Source organism: Pseudomonas sp., assembly GCF_035554175.1.
Lineage (GTDB): Bacteria > Pseudomonadota > Gammaproteobacteria > Pseudomonadales > Pseudomonadaceae > Aquipseudomonas.
In genome coordinates this window covers 102643-123197 of sequence record NZ_DATMIV010000050.1, presented here as the reverse complement: position 1 = coordinate 123197, position 20555 = coordinate 102643, and the positions used below count along the sequence as shown (strand labels likewise).

Below are 20555 nucleotides of genomic sequence, written 5' to 3'. Positions count from 1 at the left end.
CCCTGCGGGAGCGAGCTTGCTCGCGAAGGCGTCTTGTCAGGGGACGGATCGGTTGACTGACCCACCGCTTTCGCGAGCAGGCTCGCTCCCACAGGGGTTATGTGTGTTGCCGTGCTTTTGCACACGCCGCGAAAACCTGTGGGAGCGAGCCTGCTCGCGAAGCATTGGTTCAGGCGATGAAGATGTTGAACGTGCCGCCGCTTTCGCGAGCAGGCTCGCTCCCACAGGGGTTATGTGTGTTGCCGTGCTTTTGCTCACGCCGCGAAAACCTGTGGGAGCGAGCCTGCTCGCGAAAGCATTGGTTCAGGCCATGAAGATGTTGAATGTGCCGCCGCTTTCGCGAGCAGGCTCGCTCCTACAGAGGCCCCTTGGCAGGGTCAGACACGCAACAACTGCCGGGTCATCGCCATCGAGGTCTGCAGCGACTGCCCGGTGCGCTGCAATTTGTTCAGCAGACTCGCGCCGAGCCAGAGCTGATACAAGGTCTCCGCCAGGTGCCGCGCATCGCCTTCGGGCAGGCTTTTGTCAGCCTGGCCTTGCTCGATGCACTCGGTGATGCGCGCAACGATGCGTTCGGCGCCATCGCGCAAGGTCAGGCGCATCGACTCGGACAGGTCGGCGACTTCGGCGCTGAGTTTCACCACCAGACATTCGTCGCCGTGGCCTTCCAGGGTGCAGCGGTTCTGCCAGCCCTGCCAGTAATCCATCAACCGCTCATATGCAGTCAGCCCGGGTAGCGTCAGGCGACGCTGCATGTCGGCGAGGTAGTCGACGAAGTAATCCTCCAGCAACGCCTGGCCGTACAACTCCTTGGATTTGAAGTAGTGATAGAACGAGCCCTTGGGCACGCCGGCGGTCTGCAGGATCTCGTTGAGGCCGACACTGGTGAAGCCCTTCTCGGCCATCATCCGGTGACCGGTGTCGAGCAAGTGTTGGCGGGTGTCGTCGTAAGTCGGTTTCATCGGGCGCAAAATTCCAGACATAGACCAGTCGTATAGTTTTCAGGACCGCGAGTTTGCCATATCTGTCCATGGAAAACCTGTGCTGAAAAAAATACTAGACGACTGGTCTAATTGGAAACTATGCTGCGCCCCGACACAGCAAATTCATGCGGTATCGACAGTCGATGAATTCCTCACCTTCTGCCGCTGCCTGACCAACCCAGGGTGCTCTATGAAAATCTTGATGGTTCTGACTTCCCACGATCAACTCGGCAACACCGGCAAGAAAACCGGCTTCTGGCTGGAAGAGTTCGCCGCGCCCTACTACGCCTTCAAGGACGCCGGAGCCGACGTCACACTGGTGTCGCCGGCCGGTGGCCAGCCTCCGCTCGATCCGAAAAGCGATGAGCCCGGTGCGCAGACGGCCGAGACCGATCGCTTTCGTGCTGACCCGGCCGCTCAGCAGGCACTGGCCAACACTGGTCGCCTGGCAGATGTCCGCGCCGAGGATTTCGATGCGGTGTTCTACCCAGGCGGCCACGGCCCGCTATGGGATCTGGCCGAAGACAAGAAGTCGATTGCGCTGATCGAAGCATTCGACCGCGCCAACAAGCCCCACGGTTTTGTCTGCCACGCTCCGGGCGTGTTGCGCCATGTGGTGCGGGCTGACGGCCAGCCGATCGTCAAAGGGCGCGACGTCACCGGTTTCACCAACGCCGAAGAAGCGGCGGTCGGCCTGACTGATGTAGTGCCTTTCCTGATCGAGGATGAGTTCCAGCGTCTCGGCGGGCGATACTCGAAAGTAGCTGACTGGCAGGTGCATGTGGTGGCTGACGGGCAACTGGTCACAGGCCAGAACCCGGCGAGCTCTGCTGCCGTTGCAAAAGAGCTTTTGAAGCTGCTGGGCTGAATCCCTCGCTCCATCCGATCAACGCCGCGCGCGTACAGCCCGGCGTAGTTTTTTTATCCAAAATCTAGTCGACTGGTCTAATTATCCATGAACAACGCTTTCTTCACTCCCGTTAAATTGGGTAGCCATACCATGAAAAACCGCATCGTCCTGCCGCCCCTCACCCGCCAGCGCAGCACGCAACCGGGCAATATTGCCAACGCGCTCATGGCCGAGTATTACCAGCAGCGCGCCGGGGCCGGTTTGCTGGTGACCGAAGGCACGCAGATCGAACCGCGCGGTCAGGGTTATGCCTGGACACCGGGCATTTACTCCCCGGAGCAAATCGCCGGTTGGCGCCAAGTGACCGAAGCGGTGCATGCGGTGGATGGTGTGATCTTCGCCCAGCTCTGGCATGTCGGTCGGGTGTCCCATACCGCGTTGCAACCCGACGGCGCCGCGCCCGTGTCGGCCTCCGCCGTGGCCACTGACCGCGTCAGCGTGTTCATCGAAACCGCGCCGGGTGCCGGTGAACTGGTGCCGCCGTCCGCACCGCGCGCGCTGAGCACCGATGAAGTGCAGGAGCTGGTTCAGCTGTACATCCAGGCCGCACGCAATGCCATGGACGCGGGTTTCGACGGCATCGAGTTGCACTGCGCCAATGGTTATCTGGTCAATCAATTCATCTCCGCCCACAGCAACCTGCGCACGGATCAGTACGGCGGCTCGCTGGATAATCGTCTGCGTTTCCTGCGTGAAGTGGTGGCCGGTGTCGCCGAATGCATCGGCAAGGATCGGGTCGGTGTGCGTTTCGCACCCTTGTTCACGACGACCGATGAAGCGCGGACTTATTTGGGCATGGTCGAGGACGATCCGCACACCACCTACATTGCAGCGGTCAGGATTCTGCAAGAAGTGGGCATCGCTTATTTGTCGATTGCCGAAGCCGACTGGGACAACGCGCCGGCGCTGCCGCAGACATTTCGCCAGGCCGTGCGCGATACGTTCGGCGGCGCGATCATTTATGCCGGGCGCTACAACGCTGAAACGGGTGCGCAATTGCTCGAATCGGGCCTGGCGGATCTCGTCGCGTTTGGCCGGCCGTTCATGGCCAACCCGGATTTGCCGGCGCGGATTGCCAATGGCTGGCCGTTGAATCGGCTGAACCCGGCGACTGTGTATGGCGGGGGTGCCGAGGGTTATACCGATTATCCGACGTACCCCGCCTAAGAACCCAGCACAAATCCCTGTGGGAGCGAGCCTGCTCGCGAAGGCGGTGGGTTGGTTGATACATGAGTGAGCTGACACACCGCTTTCGCGAGCAGGCTCGCTCCCACATGGGGAGTGCGTTGCCGCCTCTAACCTGTACAAAAACGTATATATGTATAACTATTGAAGCCCCCGTGACCGGCTCCTCTTCAATGAACGCTGCCCACCGCTTATTCCTGATCCTCGGCGACCAGCTCTCATTCGACCTGGCGTCCTTGCACCAACTCGCCCCCCAGCATGACCTGCTGCTGATGGTCGAGGTCATGGAGGAAGCGACCCACGTCGCCCATCATCCGCAAAAAATCGCGCTCATCTTCAGCGCCATGCGCCACTTTGCCGAGGCCTTACGCAATAAAGGCTACCGCGTCCAGTACGTCACCCTCGACGATCCGGACAACAGCGGCTCGATCCCGGGCGAACTGCAACGCTGGCAAACGCTCACCGGCGCGCAAGAAATCCATATCACCGAATGCGGCGACTGGCGTCTCGAGCAGTCGATCAACGATTCGGGTTTGCCCGTGCATTGGCATTCGGACAGCCGTTTCCTCTGTTCCCGCGAAGAATTCCGCAACTGGGCCAGCGGCAAAAAGCAATTGCGCATGGAGTTCTTCTACCGCGAGATGCGCCGCAAGAGTCGACTGCTGCTCAACGGCGACGGCACGCCGGTCGGCGGCGCGTGGAATTTCGATGCCGAGAATCGCAAGGCCCTGCCCAAAAACGCCAAGGCGCCCTACCCGGCGCGTTTCGCCAATGACGCGATCACCGGCGAAGTGCTCGCCCTGGTTAGCAAGCGCTTCGCCAGCCATTACGGCACGCTGGATGATTTCAACTACCCGGTGACCCACACCGATGCCCAGACCTTGTGGCAATACTTTCTCGACTACGCGTTGGCCGGGTTCGGCGATTATCAGGATGCGATGGCCAGCGACGAACCGTTTCTGTTTCATGCACGGATCAGCGCGGCGTTGAACATTGGCCTGCTCGATTTGCGCCAGCTGTGCAGCGATGTCGAGGCGGCATACTGGTCGGGCCGCATCGGCCTCAACGCCGCCGAAGGCTTCATTCGGCAATTGATCGGCTGGCGCGAATACGTGCGCGGCGTGTACTGGTTGAAGATGCCGGAGTACGCCGAGGGCAATGTCTTTGCCAATTCACGCCCGTTACCGGAGTTCTACTGGACCGGCCAGACGCAGATGAACTGCATGCGTCAGGCCATCGGCCAGAGCCTGCAACATGCCTATGCGCACCACATCCAGCGGCTGATGGTCACCGGCAATTTCGCCTTGCTGGCCGGGATTGCCCCGAAGGACATCTGCGAATGGTACCTGGCGATCTATATGGACGCCTTCGACTGGGTCGAACTGCCCAACACCCTAGGCATGGTCATGCACGCCGACGGCGGTTATCTCGGCTCCAAGCCTTACTGCGCCAGCGGCCAGTACATCAACCGGATGTCGGATTACTGCGGCGATTGCGCCTATAGGGTCAAGGAAAGCAGCACTGACGATGCCTGTCCGTTCAATGCACTTTACTGGCATTTCCTGATGCGCCACGGCGACATTCTGCGTGGCAATCAGCGCATGGGCATGATGTACAAAAACCTCGATCGCATGCCACTGGCCAAACAGGATGCGCTGTGGCAACGCGGGCAAATGCTGCTGGCGAAACTTGATAACGGCGAGGCCTTCTGACGCGCCTCAGGCAGGCCCGGCCAAACCGTTGCGTCCCGCCGCTTTGGCGCGGTACAGCGCCTGATCGGCTGCCTCGATCAGCGCGGGCAGCGTTGCCAGCCCTGACCCCGTCGCCACCGCCAGGCCGATGCTCACGGTTACCCGGCCGAACGTACTGCTCGGGTGGGCGATATTCGCCTGCTGCAAACGCTCAAGCATCAGCTGCGCCACCACGGTCGCGCCGTCGCTGTCGGTGGCCGGCATGATCACCGCGATTTCCTCGCCACCGTACCGCGCAACCAGATCCGACGGGCGCCGCACGCAGCTTTCAAATATCTTGCTGACCGCTTGCAGGCAGGCATCCCCAGCGACGTGGCCAAGGGCATCGTTGAATAATTTGAAGTGGTCGATATCGATCATCAGCAAGGCCAGCGAGGTGCCGTCGCGCTGCGCCCGCCGCGCTTCAACCGCGAGGGTTTCGTCGAAGCAGCGCCTGTTGGCAAGGCCCGTCAGCGCATCCTTCAACGCCAGTAATTCCAGCTGTCGATTGGAAGCGAGCAACTGCTGCTGAGCGTCGCGCAACGCTTCTTCAGCCTCGGTGCGTCGACGGATGTCGAGTATCAGAAACCAGCCGATGAGGCCGGTCAGGCCCAGCAGCCCGACCACCACCACCGCCGACAAAGCCGCTTCGATGCGCCACGCCGCCAAGGCTTCGTCCTTGCCCAGCGCCACGGTGGTGATCAGCGGCAGACTTTCGCTCTTGCGGAAGGCATATAAACGCTCGACGCCGTCAAGGCTGGAGGTATACGAAGCGGTGCCGACGGAGCGGTCGACCAGATATTTGGCATAGATCGGCGACTTGGAGAAGTTGCGACCCATGTCCTGCTCGCGAAACGGATAACGCACCAGCAGCGTGCCATCGGTGTACGACAGGCCGATCGCGCCGTCCTGACCGACGTCGAGTTTGCCGAAGACGCGCAAAAAGTTCTCCACCCCCAGCGTCACCGCCACCACCCCGGCGAACTGGCCATCGGCGTTGTTGAAGCGGCGACTGATGGTCACCACCCATTCGTGATTGGAACGGCTCTGAATCGGCGGACCAATGAACGGCTCGGGGCTCGGATCGTCACGGTGATGAATGAAATAAGCGCGATCGCTGCTGTTGGCACCTGCTGGAATCGGCCGGTTGGAAGACATCAGCCAGTGTCCGTGCTGGTCATAGATGGTGATGCCACTGAGTTGCGGCATCAGCGGCTGCTGGCGGTCGATCAGGGTTTTGATGCGCTGGATCTGCGCCGGGCCGTAGCCCTGGGTTTCCAGACGCTCGGTCAGCCCGAGCAGGAGCAGCGAGCTTTGCCGGACAATGCCCTCGGTGTAGGTATTGAGTGCCTGGGTCAGGTTCAGGCCGTGCACATTGACCTCGGCCAGCGCGCGTTCACGCGACGACCAGACTTTCCAGATTGTCAGCGAAGTCAGGGAACAGCCAATGACCAGCAGCAAGAGCATTACAAGGCGAGTATCACGCTTCACGTCAGTACCTTAAGGAAGTCCGGTATCCATTCCAGCCATCATTCGAACGTCGGCACTCACGGCGGCCACGTGTTCCGGGGCGCAAGCATACAAGCAGTGTGAAGCGGCTGCAGCAACAGAGTGAGCAGCCGCTTGAGCGGCGCTACACGGTGGGTGCAGCGGGTTTGAGGATTTCCACGAGAAAATCGATGAACACGTTGATCCGGCTCGAGCCACGGTGGTTGGGCAAGTACAAAGCGTTGATGCAACTGCTGGCGCTGCCGGGGTTGACCTCATAGTGCTCGAGCAAACGGGTCAGGCGCCCCGCTGCCACATCGTCGCGCACCAGCCAGTCGGCCAGCAGTGTCACTCCGCCACCGCCGATGGCGGCTTCACGGAGGATGTCGGCATTGTTGCTTTGCAGACGCCCCTGAACGTTGAGCTGAATCGGCTCTTCGTCACCCTGAAAGGTCCAGTGATGATGGCTGCCGCCGTAGTCGAAACGCAGGCACTGGTGCTCGAGCAGATCCCGGGGATGGCTCAGCTGCGCGCTGCGCGCCAGGTAATCCGGACTGGCCACCACCCAACGCTGAAAGTGCCCGACGCGTTTGCTGACGATGTCTTCGCTGACCACCGTCGAGCCGAGCCGCACCGAAACGTCGATCTGCTCGCTGAGCAAATCGCTGACCTGATCGCTCAGCGACAGGCTGATCTCCAGCCCCGGATGGCGCTCGAGCAGGCGGCTCAGGTGCGGTGCGATCAGCCGGCGGCCGAACTCCACCGGCACGCTGATGCGCAGCCGACCCTGAGCTTCGCTGCCACGATCAGCGACCACCGCGTCGGCTTCGTCGATGGCATCGAGAATCGCCACGGCCTTCTCGAAATAGGTCTGGCCGGCGACGGTCACGCTGGTATTGCGGGTGGTGCGATTGAGCAGGCTGGCGCCCAACTCGTTTTCCAGCCCCGCCACTTGCCGTGTCACCGAAGACGTCGAGATCCCGAGTTTGCGCGCCGCCGAGGAATAGCCCCCGCAGCGCACGGTTTCAACAAACATCTTCAAGGCCAGCAACTTATCCATAAGCGGGATCCGGTGGTGAGGGAACGCCGCTGATTGTGCATCAGCGTTCGTCACACGTCTTGTACCGTCGTGCTTGAGGGCGCTCTTTGCAGAATGCATGTTCATCTACCCCTGGAAAATCTGCAATCACACCGTCCCCTGCAGGAGTGAGCCTGCTCGCGATGGCGGTTTGTCAGTGCCATTTGTATTGGCTGATACACCGCCATCGTTCCTACATTGGTTTTGTGTAGATCCGCAAATTCAGCTGCGGTCAGCCTTGCGCCCCAGGAATAACACCAGCGCCAGCGCCGGCAGCACCGCCACCGCGACGGCGGCCAGGTTCCAGCCAAAATGCTCATACAGGGGGCTGGCGATCAGTGAACCGAGGGCGCCGCCGACGAAGATGCTGGTCATGTACACCGCATTCAGGCGTGCGCGGCTATGAGGGTCGAGGGCGTAGACCTCGCGCTGGCCAAGCACCATATTCAGTTGCACGGCAAAATCCAGCAGCACCGCACACACCACCAGCCACACATAACCACTGCCCGGCAGCGCCGCGATCAGCAGTGACAGAGGCGCCAGCAGCAACGCCACCAAGGTGCCGCGACGACCGTGCCCCGCATCGGCCAGGCGCCCGGCAATCGGCGCGGCGATTGCACCCACCGCACCGACCAGAGCGAAGATCGCCACTTGTCCCTGGGTGAAGCCGTGATGACGCATCAGCTCGATCGGCGCGAGGGTCCAGAACAGGCTGAAACTGGCGAACAGCAAGCCTTGATACAAGGAACGCTGACGCAATACACGAAAGCGCCGAGCCAGGGCGAACACCGAACCAATCAACGCGACATAGGTGGCTTTATGCGTCGGCACCCGACGCGGCAATGCCACAGCGGTAATCAACGCGATCACCGCCATCAATGCCGCCGCGCTGTAAAACACCCCGCGCCAGCCGAACACTTCTACCAACAGACTCGAGAGTGGCCGCGACAGCAGGATCCCCAGCAGCAAGCCACTCATGATGTTGCCGACCACGCGGCCACGACTGGCTTCCGGCGCCAGGTGCGCGGCCAGCGGCACCAGAATCTGCACCGCCACCGAGGTCAGTCCGATCAGCAACGACAACAGCAGAAACAACGATGGCGAATGGGTCAGGCCAGCGCACAGCAGCGTGACACTCGCCGCCAGGGTGAAGCCCACCACCAGACGGCGGTTTTCCATCAGGTCAGCCAGCGGCACCAGCAGCAACAAACCCAGCGCGTAGCCAAATTGCGTGAGCGACACGATCAGGCTGGCATTGGCGTTGGACAGGCCAATCTGCGGCGCGATCAGCTCGACGATGGGCTGCGCGTAATACAGGTTGGCCACGACCGCGCCGCAGCAGAAGGCCAGAAACGCGACCATCAGGCCGGAGAGTGAAGCAGGCTGTTCGGCCGGGGCCGCAACGGCGGGGTTGCCCGTAAGCATGGTGACACCTCGTTGAGTTCGGGAAAGTTGTGCCAAGGCTACGGTCACCCGGCGGCAGCGAGAATCCGTGCCAGGGGCAACGCACTCATGCGCCGAACGCAACGTTGCTCTTGGCGCAACGCGCTGTTGCGCGGGCCGGTGATTCTCCGCCATCGGCGTCTTCTCTACGCTTTGGCTCTTGGCGCAGACGTCTGCATCGGCGCCCTTCCCCGGCTGCTACAAGGAGCGTTTCCATGACCCGCACTTCATCCGTCCTGCCACTGCCCGCCGCGTTTTTCTGCCGACCATGAACAGCCATTTGCTCAAATCCAGAACCCTGTGGATCAGCGTGGCCGCGCTCGCGCTCATCGGCCTGATCGTCGCCGTTGCGCTGATGTGGCGCCCGGCAATTGCACCGATCAAACGCCCCGGCTCATTCGATAGCGCCCAGTTGCAACGCGGCGCGCGGGTGGTCGAGGCCGGCGACTGCGCGGTCTGTCATACCCGCCCCGGCGGCGAATACCTGGCCGGCGGGCTGCCGCTGGTGACGCCATTCGGCACGCTGTACAGCACCAACATCACCCCGGATGCGCAGACCGGCATCGGCGAGTGGTCATTGCCGGCGTTTGAACGGGCGATGCGCGAAGGTATTGCCCGCGATGGTCACTTTCTCTATCCGGCGTTTCCGTATGTGCATTACCGGCGCATGAGCTCGGCGGACATCGCCGACGCCTACGCCTACCTGATGAGCGGCCCCGCCGTAAATGCGCCGGCCCGGCAGAACCAGATGAATTTCCCGATGAACATCCGTCCGCTGGTGTCGTTCTGGAACCTGCTGTTCCTGCAGGGCGAGCCACTGACGCCGCTGGCCGAGCACAGCGCGGCATGGAATCGCGGACGCTATCTGGTCGACGGCCCGGGCCACTGCGCCGGCTGCCATTCGCCGCTGAACCTGATCGGCGCGGAGAAATCCTCGGAATATCTGCAGGGCGGCAGCGTCGATGGCTGGGAGGCGCCGGCATTGGTTGGCCTTGGCCAGCGCGGCAACCCTTGGAATCGCGAGCAATTGGTCGGCTACCTGCGCGCTGACGTGGTCGATGGTCACGGCACACCCGCCGGGCCGATGCGCCCGGTCAGCCTGAGTCTGGCGCGCTTGCCGGCCAGTGAAGCCGAGGCAATTGCCGACTACCTGCTGAGCCTGCAAAGCCCACATTCGGTGACGGAAACCACGCCGAACAAGCCAAGCAATCCAACGGATCACAGCAGCGGCGCCCTGCTCTTCAGTAGCGCCTGCGACGGATGTCACGCTCCCGCCGCGCCGATGCGTGAGATCGACAGCCGCCCTGGCCTGCAGAGCACTTTGGCGCTGCAAGCGGCCAGTTCGCGCAACTTTCTCAAGACCGTACTCGAAGGTGTGCCCGCCATTCCCGGCGCGCCCGGCCCGGTGATGCCACCGTTCGCCGCCAGTCTCGACAACGCGCAGCTCACGGCACTCGCCGCGTATCTGCGCCAGCAAGCCAGACCCGAGCAGCCGTGGGCCGACCTCTCTTCCATTATTGAAGCGTTACGTCAGGAGACGAAATGAGCCAGATTACCCTCACCGTCAATGGAGCCGCCCAAGCGCTGGAGCTGGAACCGGACATGCCGCTGCTGTACGCGCTGCGCAATCACTTGAACCTCAACGGCGCCAAGTACGGCTGCGGCCTTGGCCAGTGCGGCGCGTGCACGGTGATCGTCGACGACCAACCGGTGTTCGCCTGCCTGACGCCCTGCACAGGACTGGAAGGCAAAAAAATCCGCACCGTGGAAAGCCTCGGCAGCGCGGAAAAACCCGGTCCATTGCAAGCGGCGTTCATCGACAAGCAGGCCGCGCAATGTGGTTACTGCATTGCTGGCATGCTGATGCGCGCGCAGTCGTTGCTCGAGCGCGATCCGCATCCGGACGAGCAAACCATCCGCGAGCACATGGCCGGCAATCTGTGCCGCTGCGGCACGCACTTGCGCATCATCGAGGCGATCAAGCAAGTGGCCGGGCACAACGGGAGCCTGACATGAGCGAATCGAACGGCTTGAATCCCAGCCGCCGGGCGTTCCTGCGCGGTGGCGCACTGCTGATGGCGTTCACCCTGGTGCCGGCGGCCCGACGCGCATTGGCTGACACCGAAGTCGACACCCTCGGCACCGTGGTGTTGGCGCCCGATCTGCCCGGCAGTCTGCGCACCAACCCTTACCTTGACGCCTGGATTCGCATCGGAGCCGACGGCATCACCGTGTACACCGGCAAGGTCGAGTTGGGTACCGGAGTGAAAACCGCATTGCTGCAAATCGCCGCCGAGCGTCTGCAGGTGCCGGCGAGCGCGATCAACTTGCTCACCGCCGACACCGCCTTGACCCCCAATGAAGGCTACACCGCCGGCAGCCACAGCATTTTCGACAGCGGCACCGCGCTGTTCAACGCCGCCGCACAGGTGCGGGAAATGCTCGTCGACGCTGCCGCGCGCAATTGGCAAGTCGATGCGGCGCAACTGAGCACCCGCGACGGCATCATCGAAGGCCCGAGCGGTCAGCGCCTGACTTATGCCGACGCAGTCAAGCATGTCGATGTGCACCAATACGCCAAGGCGCAATCGCCGACGATGGCGGCGGCCGACTTCAAATTGATCGGGCACAACCTGCCGCGTCTGGACATTCCGGCAAAAGTAAGCGGCGGTGCGGCGTTCGTGCAGGACATGCGCCTGCCGGGCATGCTCCACGCGCGGGTGATCCGCCCGCCGCGCCCCAGCTGCACGCTGCAAGCCTTCGATACGGCCTCGATTGAAGGGTTGAACGGCGTGGTCAAGGTCATTCGCGACGGCAACTATCTGGCAGTGGTCGCCCGCGATGAATGGCAAGCGATCAAGGCCATGCGCAGTGGCATGGAGAGTGCGAAATGGATTGGCGGCGAGGCAATTCCCGAGGCTGCCGAGATTCACGACCTGCTCAAACGCCTGCCTTCGCGGCGCTATCCGATCAGCAACAACGGCAATCCCGGCGGCGCAACCGAGACCAGATTCAAGGCGCGGGTGACCAAGCAATACCTGATGCACGGCTCGATCGGCCCGTCCTGTGCGGTGGCCTGGTTCAACGATGGCCTGCTCACCGTATGGACGCACACTCAAGGGGTCTATCCGTTGCGCGCCGGCATCGCCGAAATGCTCCGTCTGCCGCCGGAGCGGGTGCGCTGCATTCATACCGAAGGTTCGGGTTGCTACGGCCATAACGGCGCCGATGATGCCGCCGCCGACGCCGCATTGATCGCCATGCGCCTGCCCGGCACGCCGGTGCGCGTGCAATGGATGCGCGAGCAGGAAAATCTTTGGGAGCCGTACAGTTCGGCGATGGTCACTGAGGTCGACGCGGGTCTTGCGCAAGGCCGGTTGCAGGACTGGAACTACGAGCTCTGGACCACCCCGCACAACGAACGCATCGTCAATGCCGGGCGGCTGTTGCCGGCGCGCTTGCTGGCCAAACCCTTCGCTTCGGCGCCGTCGGTGCCGATCGCCCAGCCCGAAGGTGACGGCGATCGCAACGCGGTGCCTCTGTATGAACTGGGCGCGACGCGGATCAACATGAACTTCGTCACGACGATGCCCTTCCGCACCTCGGCCATGCGCTCGCTCGGCGCGCACATCAATATCTTCGCCATCGAGGCGAGTATCGATGAGTTGGCGGTTAAGGCCGGGCTCGATCCGGTGGCGTTGCGTCTCGCCCATCTGAGTGACCCGCGTGCCCGCGCCGTGATCGAGCGCGTGCGTGACGAAATCGGCTGGCCACACAAGAGCAGCGAGCCCGGCGCCGGCATCGGTTTCGCCTTCGCCCGCTACAAAAACATCATGGGTTATTGCGCCCTCGCGGTGAAACTGCGCGTGCATCCGCAGACCGGCGAGATCCGCGTCGATCATGTGGTGACGGCGGTCGACGTCGGCCAGATTGTCAGCCCCGATGGCCTGCGCAATCAGGTCGAGGGTGGCATCGTGCAGTCGGCGAGCTGGACGCTCTTTGAGAAAGTCGCCTACGACGCTGGCGGCATTCGCAGCTACGACTGGAGCGGTTATCCGATCCTGCGTTTTACGCAATTGCCGAAAAAAGTCGATGTGCACTTGCTCGATCAACCGGGCGAACCTTTCCTCGGTGCCGCTGAAATCGTCCAAGGGCCAATGGCCGCCGCCCTCGGCAACGCCGTCAGCAATGCCACCGGCCGGCGCTGGCTGAACCTGCCGCTGACCCGCTCCAGCCAACCTGTCTGAACCGCGCCCGCGTCCGTCATGGATGAGCGCGGGTGCCATTGCGCGACGCGCAAAACTGCGTAGCGCCGGCCACGGATTATCAGCCCCGCTGCCCCCGGTTAAGTTACCTGCACAGCGAGCGGCCCCTGGCTGCCGCGCCTGAAACCTACTCATCGAAATCCGGAGCTACCCATGACCCGTCGCCTGTTCCAACCCATCGCCCTTGGCCCTTACACCCTTGCCCACCGCGTAGCGATGGCCCCCCTGACGCGCTCTCGCGCCGGTCAACCGGGCGACGTGCCGACCGCGATGAACGCCGAGTATTACCGCCAACGCGCGAGTGCCGCGCTGATCATCACCGAGGCCACGCAGATTTCTCAGCAAGGCCAGGGTTATGCGTGGACGCCGGGCATTTACACCGATGCGCAAGTCCAGGCCTGGCGCAAAGTCAGCACGGCGGTGCACGAGGCCGACGGTCTGATCTTCATGCAACTGTGGCACGTTGGCCGGGTCTCGCATCCCAGCTTCCAGCCTGACGCTGGCTTACCGGTTGCACCGAGCGCACTGCCAGTGCCGGGCAAGACCTTCATCGTCGATGAACAAGGCAATGGCGTGTGGGGCGATGTACCGGTGCCACGCGCTCTCGAAACTGCAGAAATCGCCGACATCGTCGAAGACTATCGCCGCGCCGCGCGCAACGCGTTGAACGCCGGCATGGATGGCGTGGAAATTCATGCCGGCAACGGCTATCTGCTCGACCAGTTTCTCAACAGCAATAGCAACCAGCGTGACGACGCTTATGGCGGCAGCGTGGAGAACCGCGCGCGCTTTCTGCTCGAAGTGGTAGCCGCCGTCGCTGATGAAGTCGGCGCCGAGCGTGTTGGCGTGCGCCTGACGCCGATGGGCCGCTTCATGGGCATGGGCGATGACACGCCCGAAGCGACCTTCGGTTATCTGGTCGAGGCGCTCAACCAGTGGAATCTGGCCTACCTGCACCTGGTCGAGCCGGCCATGGTCGGCACGGTCAAGGACGAAAACTTCGACCCGCGCTGGGACGCGATCATCGCCCGGTTGCGCCAGACCTGGAACGGCGTGCTGATCCTCGCCGGCGGTTATGACGCCGAGTCCGCCGAACAGGCACTCAACGCGGATCGCGCCGACATCATTGCCTTCGGCCGGCCATTCCTGGCCAACCCGGATCTGCCACGTCGGTTGCACGATGGCCTTGAGCTGAACACGCCGGATCCGAGCAGTTTCTTCGGAGGCGATCAGCGCGGCTACGTCGATTACCCGTTCCACGCCTGAGGTCTGCGCTTCATAACTTTTAAGGTTTGCTTAAGGACTTTAAATGTCGCCGGCGGCCAGACTTTGCCCATCGATCAGGAGAGCCGCCATGAACCCACAATCGGTGAAGTCAGACCATCCGTGCCACCTGGCGCGCCCACTGGGTGCGCTGTCCGGCTGGCAGGAACGCCGCGCCAAGGCCTACATGCTGCGCGACCTGAGCCGCAGCCTGCGCGTCAGCGAAATTGCCGAGCACTGCAATCTGTCGCGCAGCCATTTTTCCCGGGCGTTCAAAATTGTGACTGGCTGTTCGCCGCAGGAATGGATGCTGAAGATGAAGATTGAAAAGGCTCAGGGGTTGCTGCTGACCTCGATGGCGATTACCGACATTGTTTACGAATGCGGGTTTTCCGATCACTCGCACTTCACGCGCACGTTTGGACGCCTGGTGGGGATGCCGCCGAAGGTCTGGCGACAGGCGATGGGCCAGGCGCGGGTGGCGATCGTTGATGCGGATGTCTGGCGGCTCAGCGATGGGTTGCTGAACTCGACGATGGGCACGCGGTTGACGGAACTGCGACCCTGAGTCGGATTCCAAAGAGTTTTGTTCACTCCTCCCTTTTGGCCGCGATTTTTCGCGGCTTTTTTTGCCAGCGAATTGGCGGTAGACGTTGGTACCGCGGTGAATCCACCCCTCACCCCAGCCCTCTCCCCAGGGTGAGGGAGCCGATTTGTGGGCTTTCCAACACCGGGGTTCGGCTAGATATCCCAGGTCGGCATAGCTCGACCAAACACCGCGGTCAATCCCTTCTCCCTCCGGGAGAGGGTTAGGGTGAGGGGCTTTTGTTTTTGCCAAATCTGAATTCAACTCGGTATTGCACGTCGGCGTACCTCGACCAAACACCTCAGTCAGTCCCCTCTCCCTCCGGGAGAGGGTTAGGGTGAGGGGCTTTTGAGCTTGACGTCCGGTGCCAGCGGCAGTCTGAAACAGATCCGCGCGCCCTCTTCGCTGTCCTCCACGCGCAACGTGCCGCCATGGGCGCCAATCACCGTTCGGCAAATCGCCAGGCCCATGCCCATGCCGCTGCCCTTGGTGGTGAAAAACGCATCAAAAATTTCTTCACGTTGATGCTCGGCAATTCCCGGCCCGTTGTCCTGCACAGACACACAGACCTGCCCATCGCAGACCGATGATTCGATAACCACCCGCCCATCCACAACACCCTGCCCGGCCATCGCCTCCAGGGCGTTGATGATCAGGTTGTAAATCACCTGCTGGATCTGCACGCGATCCGCCAACACTGAGCCAGCGGCATTGAGTTGCGTGTGCAAGGTCACCCTGCGACTGTGCACATCGCTGGCCGTCAGTTGCACCACCTCGCCGATCAACCCGTCAATCGATAGCGGCAGCCGTTGCAGCGGCGCCTGTTTGGCCAAGGCGCGCAAGGCCTGGACAATCTCGGTGGCTCGGGCGCTGTCGGCGCGGATGTCCTCCAGTCCTTGAATCGCTTCGTCGAGATCCGGTGTGTCGCGCTTGAGCCAGCGCAAACTGGCCGAGGCGTTCGATGAAATCCCCAACAATGGCTGGCTGATTTCGTGGGCAATCGAGGCCGACAGTTCGCCCATCATTTTCAGGTGCGAGTTGCGCGCCAGTTCCGCCCGCGAGCTGCGCAAGTCGGCTTCCATCTGCGCGCGCAAGCGGTTGTCTTCGACCAGTTGCGCATACAGGCGCGCAGTCTGCAGTGACACCGCCGCCTGCGAGGCGAGGATTTCCAGCATCGTCAGGCGTTCGGCGCTGAACAGCTTCGGCACCAGGCTGTTTTCCAGATACACCAGACCGATCAGCGCACCTTGCTTGAGCAGCGGCAGGCACATCATCGAGCGCGTCTGCCGCTGGTGCAGGTCGGCGCTGTAGGCTTGCGGGCACTCGGCGCGGGCATCATCAAGCACCAGCGGCGTGCGCGTGCGCATAGTCGAATTGAGCACTGAAACCGGCGCGATCTGCTCAAGCGAGCGCTCGTTGTCCTGACTGACCCGCACGTTACCCGCCTCGACGTGCGCGGCGGCGGCCAGTTGCAACTCAGCGTCGGCGACCAACAGCAGCGCACCGCGATCGGCACCGGACTGAATCATCAAGTGATTCATCAAGGTTTCGACCAGCCGATCGAGCAACACCTCTTGCGAGACCGCGCGCGCCGCTTCGATGCCGACCTCCAGATCAAGGCGCACCCGCGTCACCGGAGTCACGGATTGCAGAGAATGCTCGCGAGCCAGAAATGGATGCACGGCTTCGAGCTGGCGCGCCTTGGCCTGCGCGCCCCACTGCACATAACAATCACGGGCGACGCGCAGGTGATGATGCGTTCCCGAGACCAAACCATCTGCCAGACAAACCTCGGCCAGTTGTTCATGAGCCAACGCCTGCTCATGGGTAAAACCGGCAGCAGCCGCCGCGATTTGCGCCTGGTCGAAGCAGCGTATCGCGACCAGCCCTTCCCCGCGCACGCGGGCCATGGCGCCTTCGATCAACAGCAGTTTGTTGCTGAAGGTTAAAGGATTGAGTTCAGCCCATGGCACAAACCGCTGACGTTGCTGCTCCAGCTTGTGTGTTTTTTCGCTGGCAGAGCCCGGCGCCTCGGGGTTGGCCAGCGCCAGGCTGTAGAACAGGTAGTAATGGGCCAGATCGATGTGGGCCGGCAGCGACCAGGTCAACGCCTCGGCCTCTTCGAAGCGGCGCAGCGCGTAACGCACATCGCCAAAAAAGAACGCCGACATGCCCGAGTACAAGCCTCTCCAGAACAGCGTCGGCTGCGAAACGCGATTGCGATCCAGCGGGCCAAAGCGGTCGTGCTCCAGGGCATCAAACTCTGTAATCGAACGTGGCTCAGGCCCATTGCGCAGGTCACTGGCAAACGCCTGTTGCGCCAGCAAAATGCGCTCGATGTCGATGTAGTGAAACTGCCGGACCCAGCTCAGGCCGATTTCCAGCTCGTTCAACACGTTTTGCAGTGGTTCACCCATGAACAGCAGATCAGAGCCGATGTGGTTGCAGGCGTAACACGACATGCCGAGGTCGCCGCCCGCCTGACCACATTCGAACGCGGCGAAAGCCTTCTGCCGGGCGTAGGTCATCGGTTTGGTCCACGCGCTGACCTGATCCAGCGCCACCAACGTGCCGGTGCGTCCCGCTTCGTAGCCATGCAGATCGGTGAGTTCCAGTGCCAGTTCGGCAAAAGCGACACCGTTCAGATATTCACCATAGCGGTCGGCGATCATCACGCCGTACCAGGCAAAACCGTAGCCGCTGCTCGGCGTCGTGCCATGCAGCAAGGTCAGTTCGACCATCTTCGCCAGGTGCAGAAAGGCAATATCGTCCTGCACGAAGAATGAGGCGATCAGCGTGCTCAGCAGCTCCATCGCCAGTTCGATTCGCGGCTCGTCGGCCTTGGGCAATCCGCTCAGGTCAGCAATCTGCCGTGTGCCGATCAATTGCCGAACCCGCTCGAACGCTTCGCCCAGTTGCGCTTTCGAGGGTTGTCGCTGCAGGTCGATATCGAGCAAGGCAAGACCGGCCAGCGCTTCGCTGATCGCGCCGTGATAATCGGAGTGCAAGGTGCGCAGACTGGCGCGCAGGCGAAAGGTTTTCGCTCGATCCAGTGCGGACGCGGCGTGGTCGAGGCAGTCATCGAGGCGCTGTTGCGCGCCGGGCAGGTCCGCCAGCAACATCGCGCAGTCGGCCGCCAGCCAGCGCGCTGCGAAGGCTTGCGGGTAGAGCTGCGTCCAGCCGCTGTCGCCGAGCAATACCTCGGCGCTGCGCAGATAATCCACAGCCTGCTCGACCGCGGCGCTATCGCGGGCGCGCTCGGCAGCCTCGACCAATAGCTGGATGAAATCGGCGCGCCGAGGTTGTTGCAGCGCGTTGACATCGCTGCGCTGAATCTGACTGGCAATGTCGAAGACCCGCGCCTGGCGCTGCTCGCCGCATTGATCGAGCATGACGGCGGCAATGCGCGCATGTTCGACGGCGCGCCCGGCTGGCGCCGTCAGGGCAGCGGCCGCCTCGAGTACGCGGTCGTGGGGAAACACCAGATGACCCGGCTCGCGCAGAAGAAATCCGACGCTGACCAGATAATCCACATCACGCTGCAACTGCGATGAATCTGCCGGCAGCAATCGCTGCAACAGCGCTTCGTCACAGCGCCCGCCGACATAACCCGCCGTACGCAGCACTTCGCGGGCACTGACCGGTAACCGCTGCACGCGGTGCACCATCAACTCGGCAACGTTGTCGGCGTACCGATAGCCGTTCAGCTCGGTCTGATCCCACACCCAGCGCCGCGTCGTTGCATCGAAACGCAGCAGACGCTCATCCACCAGAGCGCGTGCCACCTGGCTGACGAACAACGGATTGCCGGCAGTCTTGAAATGCACGATGCGCGCCAGCGCTTCGAGGTCGTCGACGTCGGCATCGAGTTCGACCGCGATCAATTGCGCGACGGCCTGCGCCGACAGCGGCCCTAACGCGAGATCGCAGACTGGCAATGTCGGAGCGGCGCGCAGGTCATCGAGCCAGCCGCCCGGAGCTTGCGGCAACTCGCCCTCGCGATACGCCAGAACCAGCAACAAATGCCGCGTCGACCGGGCGATGAACGCTTTGAGAAACGCCTGGGTCGAGTCGTCCGCCCACTGCACGTCATCGATGAACAACAGCAGCGGATGCCCCGGCTGCGCGAAGACCTCAAGCACATCGAGCAGCGCCCGATTGGCTCGGTCGAGGGCATGGCGGGCCGGCATGTCCGGTAATTCGGCGGTGGTACCGATCAGCAGTGCGGCGTCCGGCGCCAGATCCACCAGCAAGCGGCCGCGACCCTTGAGGGTTTCGCTCAATTGCGCGCCGAGCGCCTGCAGGGCCAGCGCGGGTGTGGCCAACGCCTGGCTGATCAATGAGCGGAAAATCTGCGCCAGCGGCGCGAAGGGCCGATCGTTTTGCAGCAGTTCAACCTTGCCGCTGGCGCAGTAACCGGGTGCTTGTGTGCGCAGGACTTGCTGAATCAGCGTCGACTTGCCCGCCCCCGGCGCGCCGGCGACCAGCAGCACGCGGGCGATGCCGTCGCTGCGCACGCGCTGGATCTGTTCGAGCAGTTGCTTGCGTTCGGCATCACGGCCAAACAACACATCGCCACGCGTGGCTGTTGCGCGCGCATCGAAGGCACCGAGGCGGAACGCTTCGATCTGGCCTTTTTTCTGCCATTGGCGCAGGCACCAGGTCAGATCGGCGGCCAGCGATTCGATGCTCTGGTAACGCGCGTCCGGCTCCTTGGCCAGGCCTTTGAGCAGCACATGGCAAATGCCTTGGGGCAGCTCGGGGATGTACTGCGCCGGCGACAATGGCTCGACGGCGGCGTGCACATGCAACCATTGCGACGCGTCACGGGCAGTCAGCGGCGGCCGCCCGGTCAGGGCCTCGTAAATAATTGCCGACAGCGCATACACATTGCTGCGTTCATCGCACCCGGCGGCATCGCGCTGCAGCTGTTCCGGTGCCAGATAGGGCCAGTGTTCGAGGCTCGGCAGGTCGGTCGCCGGGGTTTCCTGTACCTGGGTGTGAAAGCCCATCAGCCTGACGCTGTCGTCAGCATCGACCAGCAGATGCCAAGGCAATAAAGAACCCTGTGGGAGCGAGCCTGCTCGCGAAAGCGGTGGGTCAGTCAAGGGTGATGTCGGCTGGAATGACGCTTTCGCGAGCAGGCTCGCTCCCACAGGGTTTTGCGGTGTTTCCGGATGGCGAGAGTGGGCCAGCGCATTGGCGGCGGCGACGGCGATATTCAGCACGCGCCCCAGCGGCAGGCCGGCGGCGTCGATCAATTCAGCCAGTGGCGTGCCCCATCGCGGATAGATCAACAACGGGCCGTCCGCCGAACGAAGCAGCGCGAGCGGGTTGATCGCCCATTGCGAAGGCAGCTGCACATGGAAATCGCGCTCCAGCCGCTGGCACAGCGCCGGGCGCTGAATCGGCGCGCGGACGGCGAACCACGTCTGGCCCGAGTTGCTGTCTTCAAAGCTGAACCAGGTCAGTTCATGGTCGCGACGCAGCAGGCTGAACCGGCAGTTCTCCAGCCATGCGTCATCGAGCATCGACGCATCGGTCGCGCGGGAAATTGCAGATGAGGATGGCTGGCCGGGCATACACATTCACCGCTGGAAATGGGATTCAGGCTGGTGGCGAAG

General features: G+C 62.6%; 13 protein-coding genes. 8 read left to right on the top strand and 5 right to left on the bottom strand.

The window, feature by feature from the left end:
* Positions 1–377: 377 nt before the first annotated feature.
* Complete coding sequence (gene curR / locus VNV36_RS22065; RefSeq protein WP_325720514.1) at positions 378–962, bottom strand: TetR family transcriptional repressor CurR; 585 nt, start codon at positions 960–962, stop codon at positions 378–380.
* Positions 963–1173: 211 nt separating this feature from the next.
* On the opposite strand from curR, the gene VNV36_RS22060 reads away from it, so the two are divergent.
* The 3 genes from VNV36_RS22060 (at position 1174) to VNV36_RS22050 (ending at position 4790) form a co-directional block, all read left to right on the top strand.
* The gene (locus tag VNV36_RS22060; protein ID WP_325720512.1) at positions 1174–1851 is read left to right on the top strand and encodes a type 1 glutamine amidotransferase domain-containing protein; all 678 of its coding nucleotides are present in this window, start codon (positions 1174–1176) and stop codon (positions 1849–1851) included.
* Positions 1852–1938: 87 nt separating this feature from the next.
* On the top strand, positions 1939–3060 hold the full coding sequence (locus VNV36_RS22055; protein ID WP_325720510.1) for an alkene reductase: 1122 nt from the start codon (positions 1939–1941) through the stop codon (positions 3058–3060).
* Positions 3061–3251: 191 nt separating this feature from the next.
* Positions 3252–4790 (top strand): cryptochrome/photolyase family protein, encoded by a 1539-nt coding sequence (locus VNV36_RS22050; protein ID WP_325720508.1) that lies wholly within the window; start codon positions 3252–3254, stop codon positions 4788–4790.
* Between the two features lie 6 nt (positions 4791–4796).
* Here the strand turns inward: VNV36_RS22050 and VNV36_RS22045 are convergent, their stop codons facing one another.
* From VNV36_RS22045 to VNV36_RS22035, 3 genes are all read right to left on the bottom strand, one after another.
* Positions 4797–6299 (bottom strand): sensor domain-containing diguanylate cyclase, encoded by a 1503-nt coding sequence (locus tag VNV36_RS22045; RefSeq protein WP_325720506.1) that lies wholly within the window; start codon positions 6297–6299, stop codon positions 4797–4799.
* 142 nt (positions 6300–6441) lie between these two features.
* A complete protein-coding gene (locus VNV36_RS22040) occupies positions 6442–7356 on the bottom strand; it encodes a LysR family transcriptional regulator (protein WP_325720504.1) in 915 nt (304 codons plus the stop codon).
* A 240-nt stretch (positions 7357–7596) separates the two neighbouring features.
* Entirely contained in the window at positions 7597–8799 is a 1203-nt protein-coding gene (locus VNV36_RS22035) for an MFS transporter (protein ID WP_325720502.1), read from the bottom strand.
* Between the two features lie 178 nt (positions 8800–8977).
* Here VNV36_RS22035 and VNV36_RS22030 point away from each other — a divergent pair, with 178 nt between their 5' ends.
* From VNV36_RS22030 to VNV36_RS22010, 5 genes are all read left to right on the top strand, one after another.
* On the top strand, positions 8978–10363 hold the full coding sequence (locus VNV36_RS22030) for a c-type cytochrome (RefSeq protein ID WP_414705532.1): 1386 nt from the start codon (positions 8978–8980) through the stop codon (positions 10361–10363).
* Positions 10360–10833 carry a (2Fe-2S)-binding protein gene (locus VNV36_RS22025; RefSeq protein ID WP_325720500.1) on the top strand — a complete coding sequence of 158 codons (474 nt, stop codon included), beginning with the start codon at positions 10360–10362 and terminating at the stop codon, positions 10831–10833. The genes VNV36_RS22030 and VNV36_RS22025 overlap by 4 nt, the downstream gene beginning before the upstream one ends.
* Positions 10830–13064: a xanthine dehydrogenase family protein molybdopterin-binding subunit gene (locus tag VNV36_RS22020; protein ID WP_325720498.1), complete on the top strand. Its 2235-nt coding sequence runs from the start codon at positions 10830–10832 to the stop codon at positions 13062–13064. The genes VNV36_RS22025 and VNV36_RS22020 overlap by 4 nt, the downstream gene beginning before the upstream one ends.
* Positions 13065–13235: 171 nt before the next feature.
* Positions 13236–14348 (top strand): alkene reductase, encoded by a 1113-nt coding sequence (locus tag VNV36_RS22015; protein ID WP_325720496.1) that lies wholly within the window; start codon positions 13236–13238, stop codon positions 14346–14348.
* A gap of 88 nt (positions 14349–14436) precedes the next feature.
* Positions 14437–14913, top strand: a complete 477-nt coding sequence (locus VNV36_RS22010) for a helix-turn-helix domain-containing protein (RefSeq protein WP_325720494.1) — start codon at positions 14437–14439, stop codon at positions 14911–14913.
* A gap of 350 nt (positions 14914–15263) precedes the next feature.
* Here the strand turns inward: VNV36_RS22010 and VNV36_RS22005 are convergent, their stop codons facing one another.
* Positions 15264–20423, bottom strand: coding sequence for a trifunctional serine/threonine-protein kinase/ATP-binding protein/sensor histidine kinase (locus VNV36_RS22005; RefSeq protein WP_414705536.1), 5160 nt, complete (start codon positions 20421–20423; stop codon positions 15264–15266).
* Positions 20424–20555 lie beyond the last annotated feature (132 nt).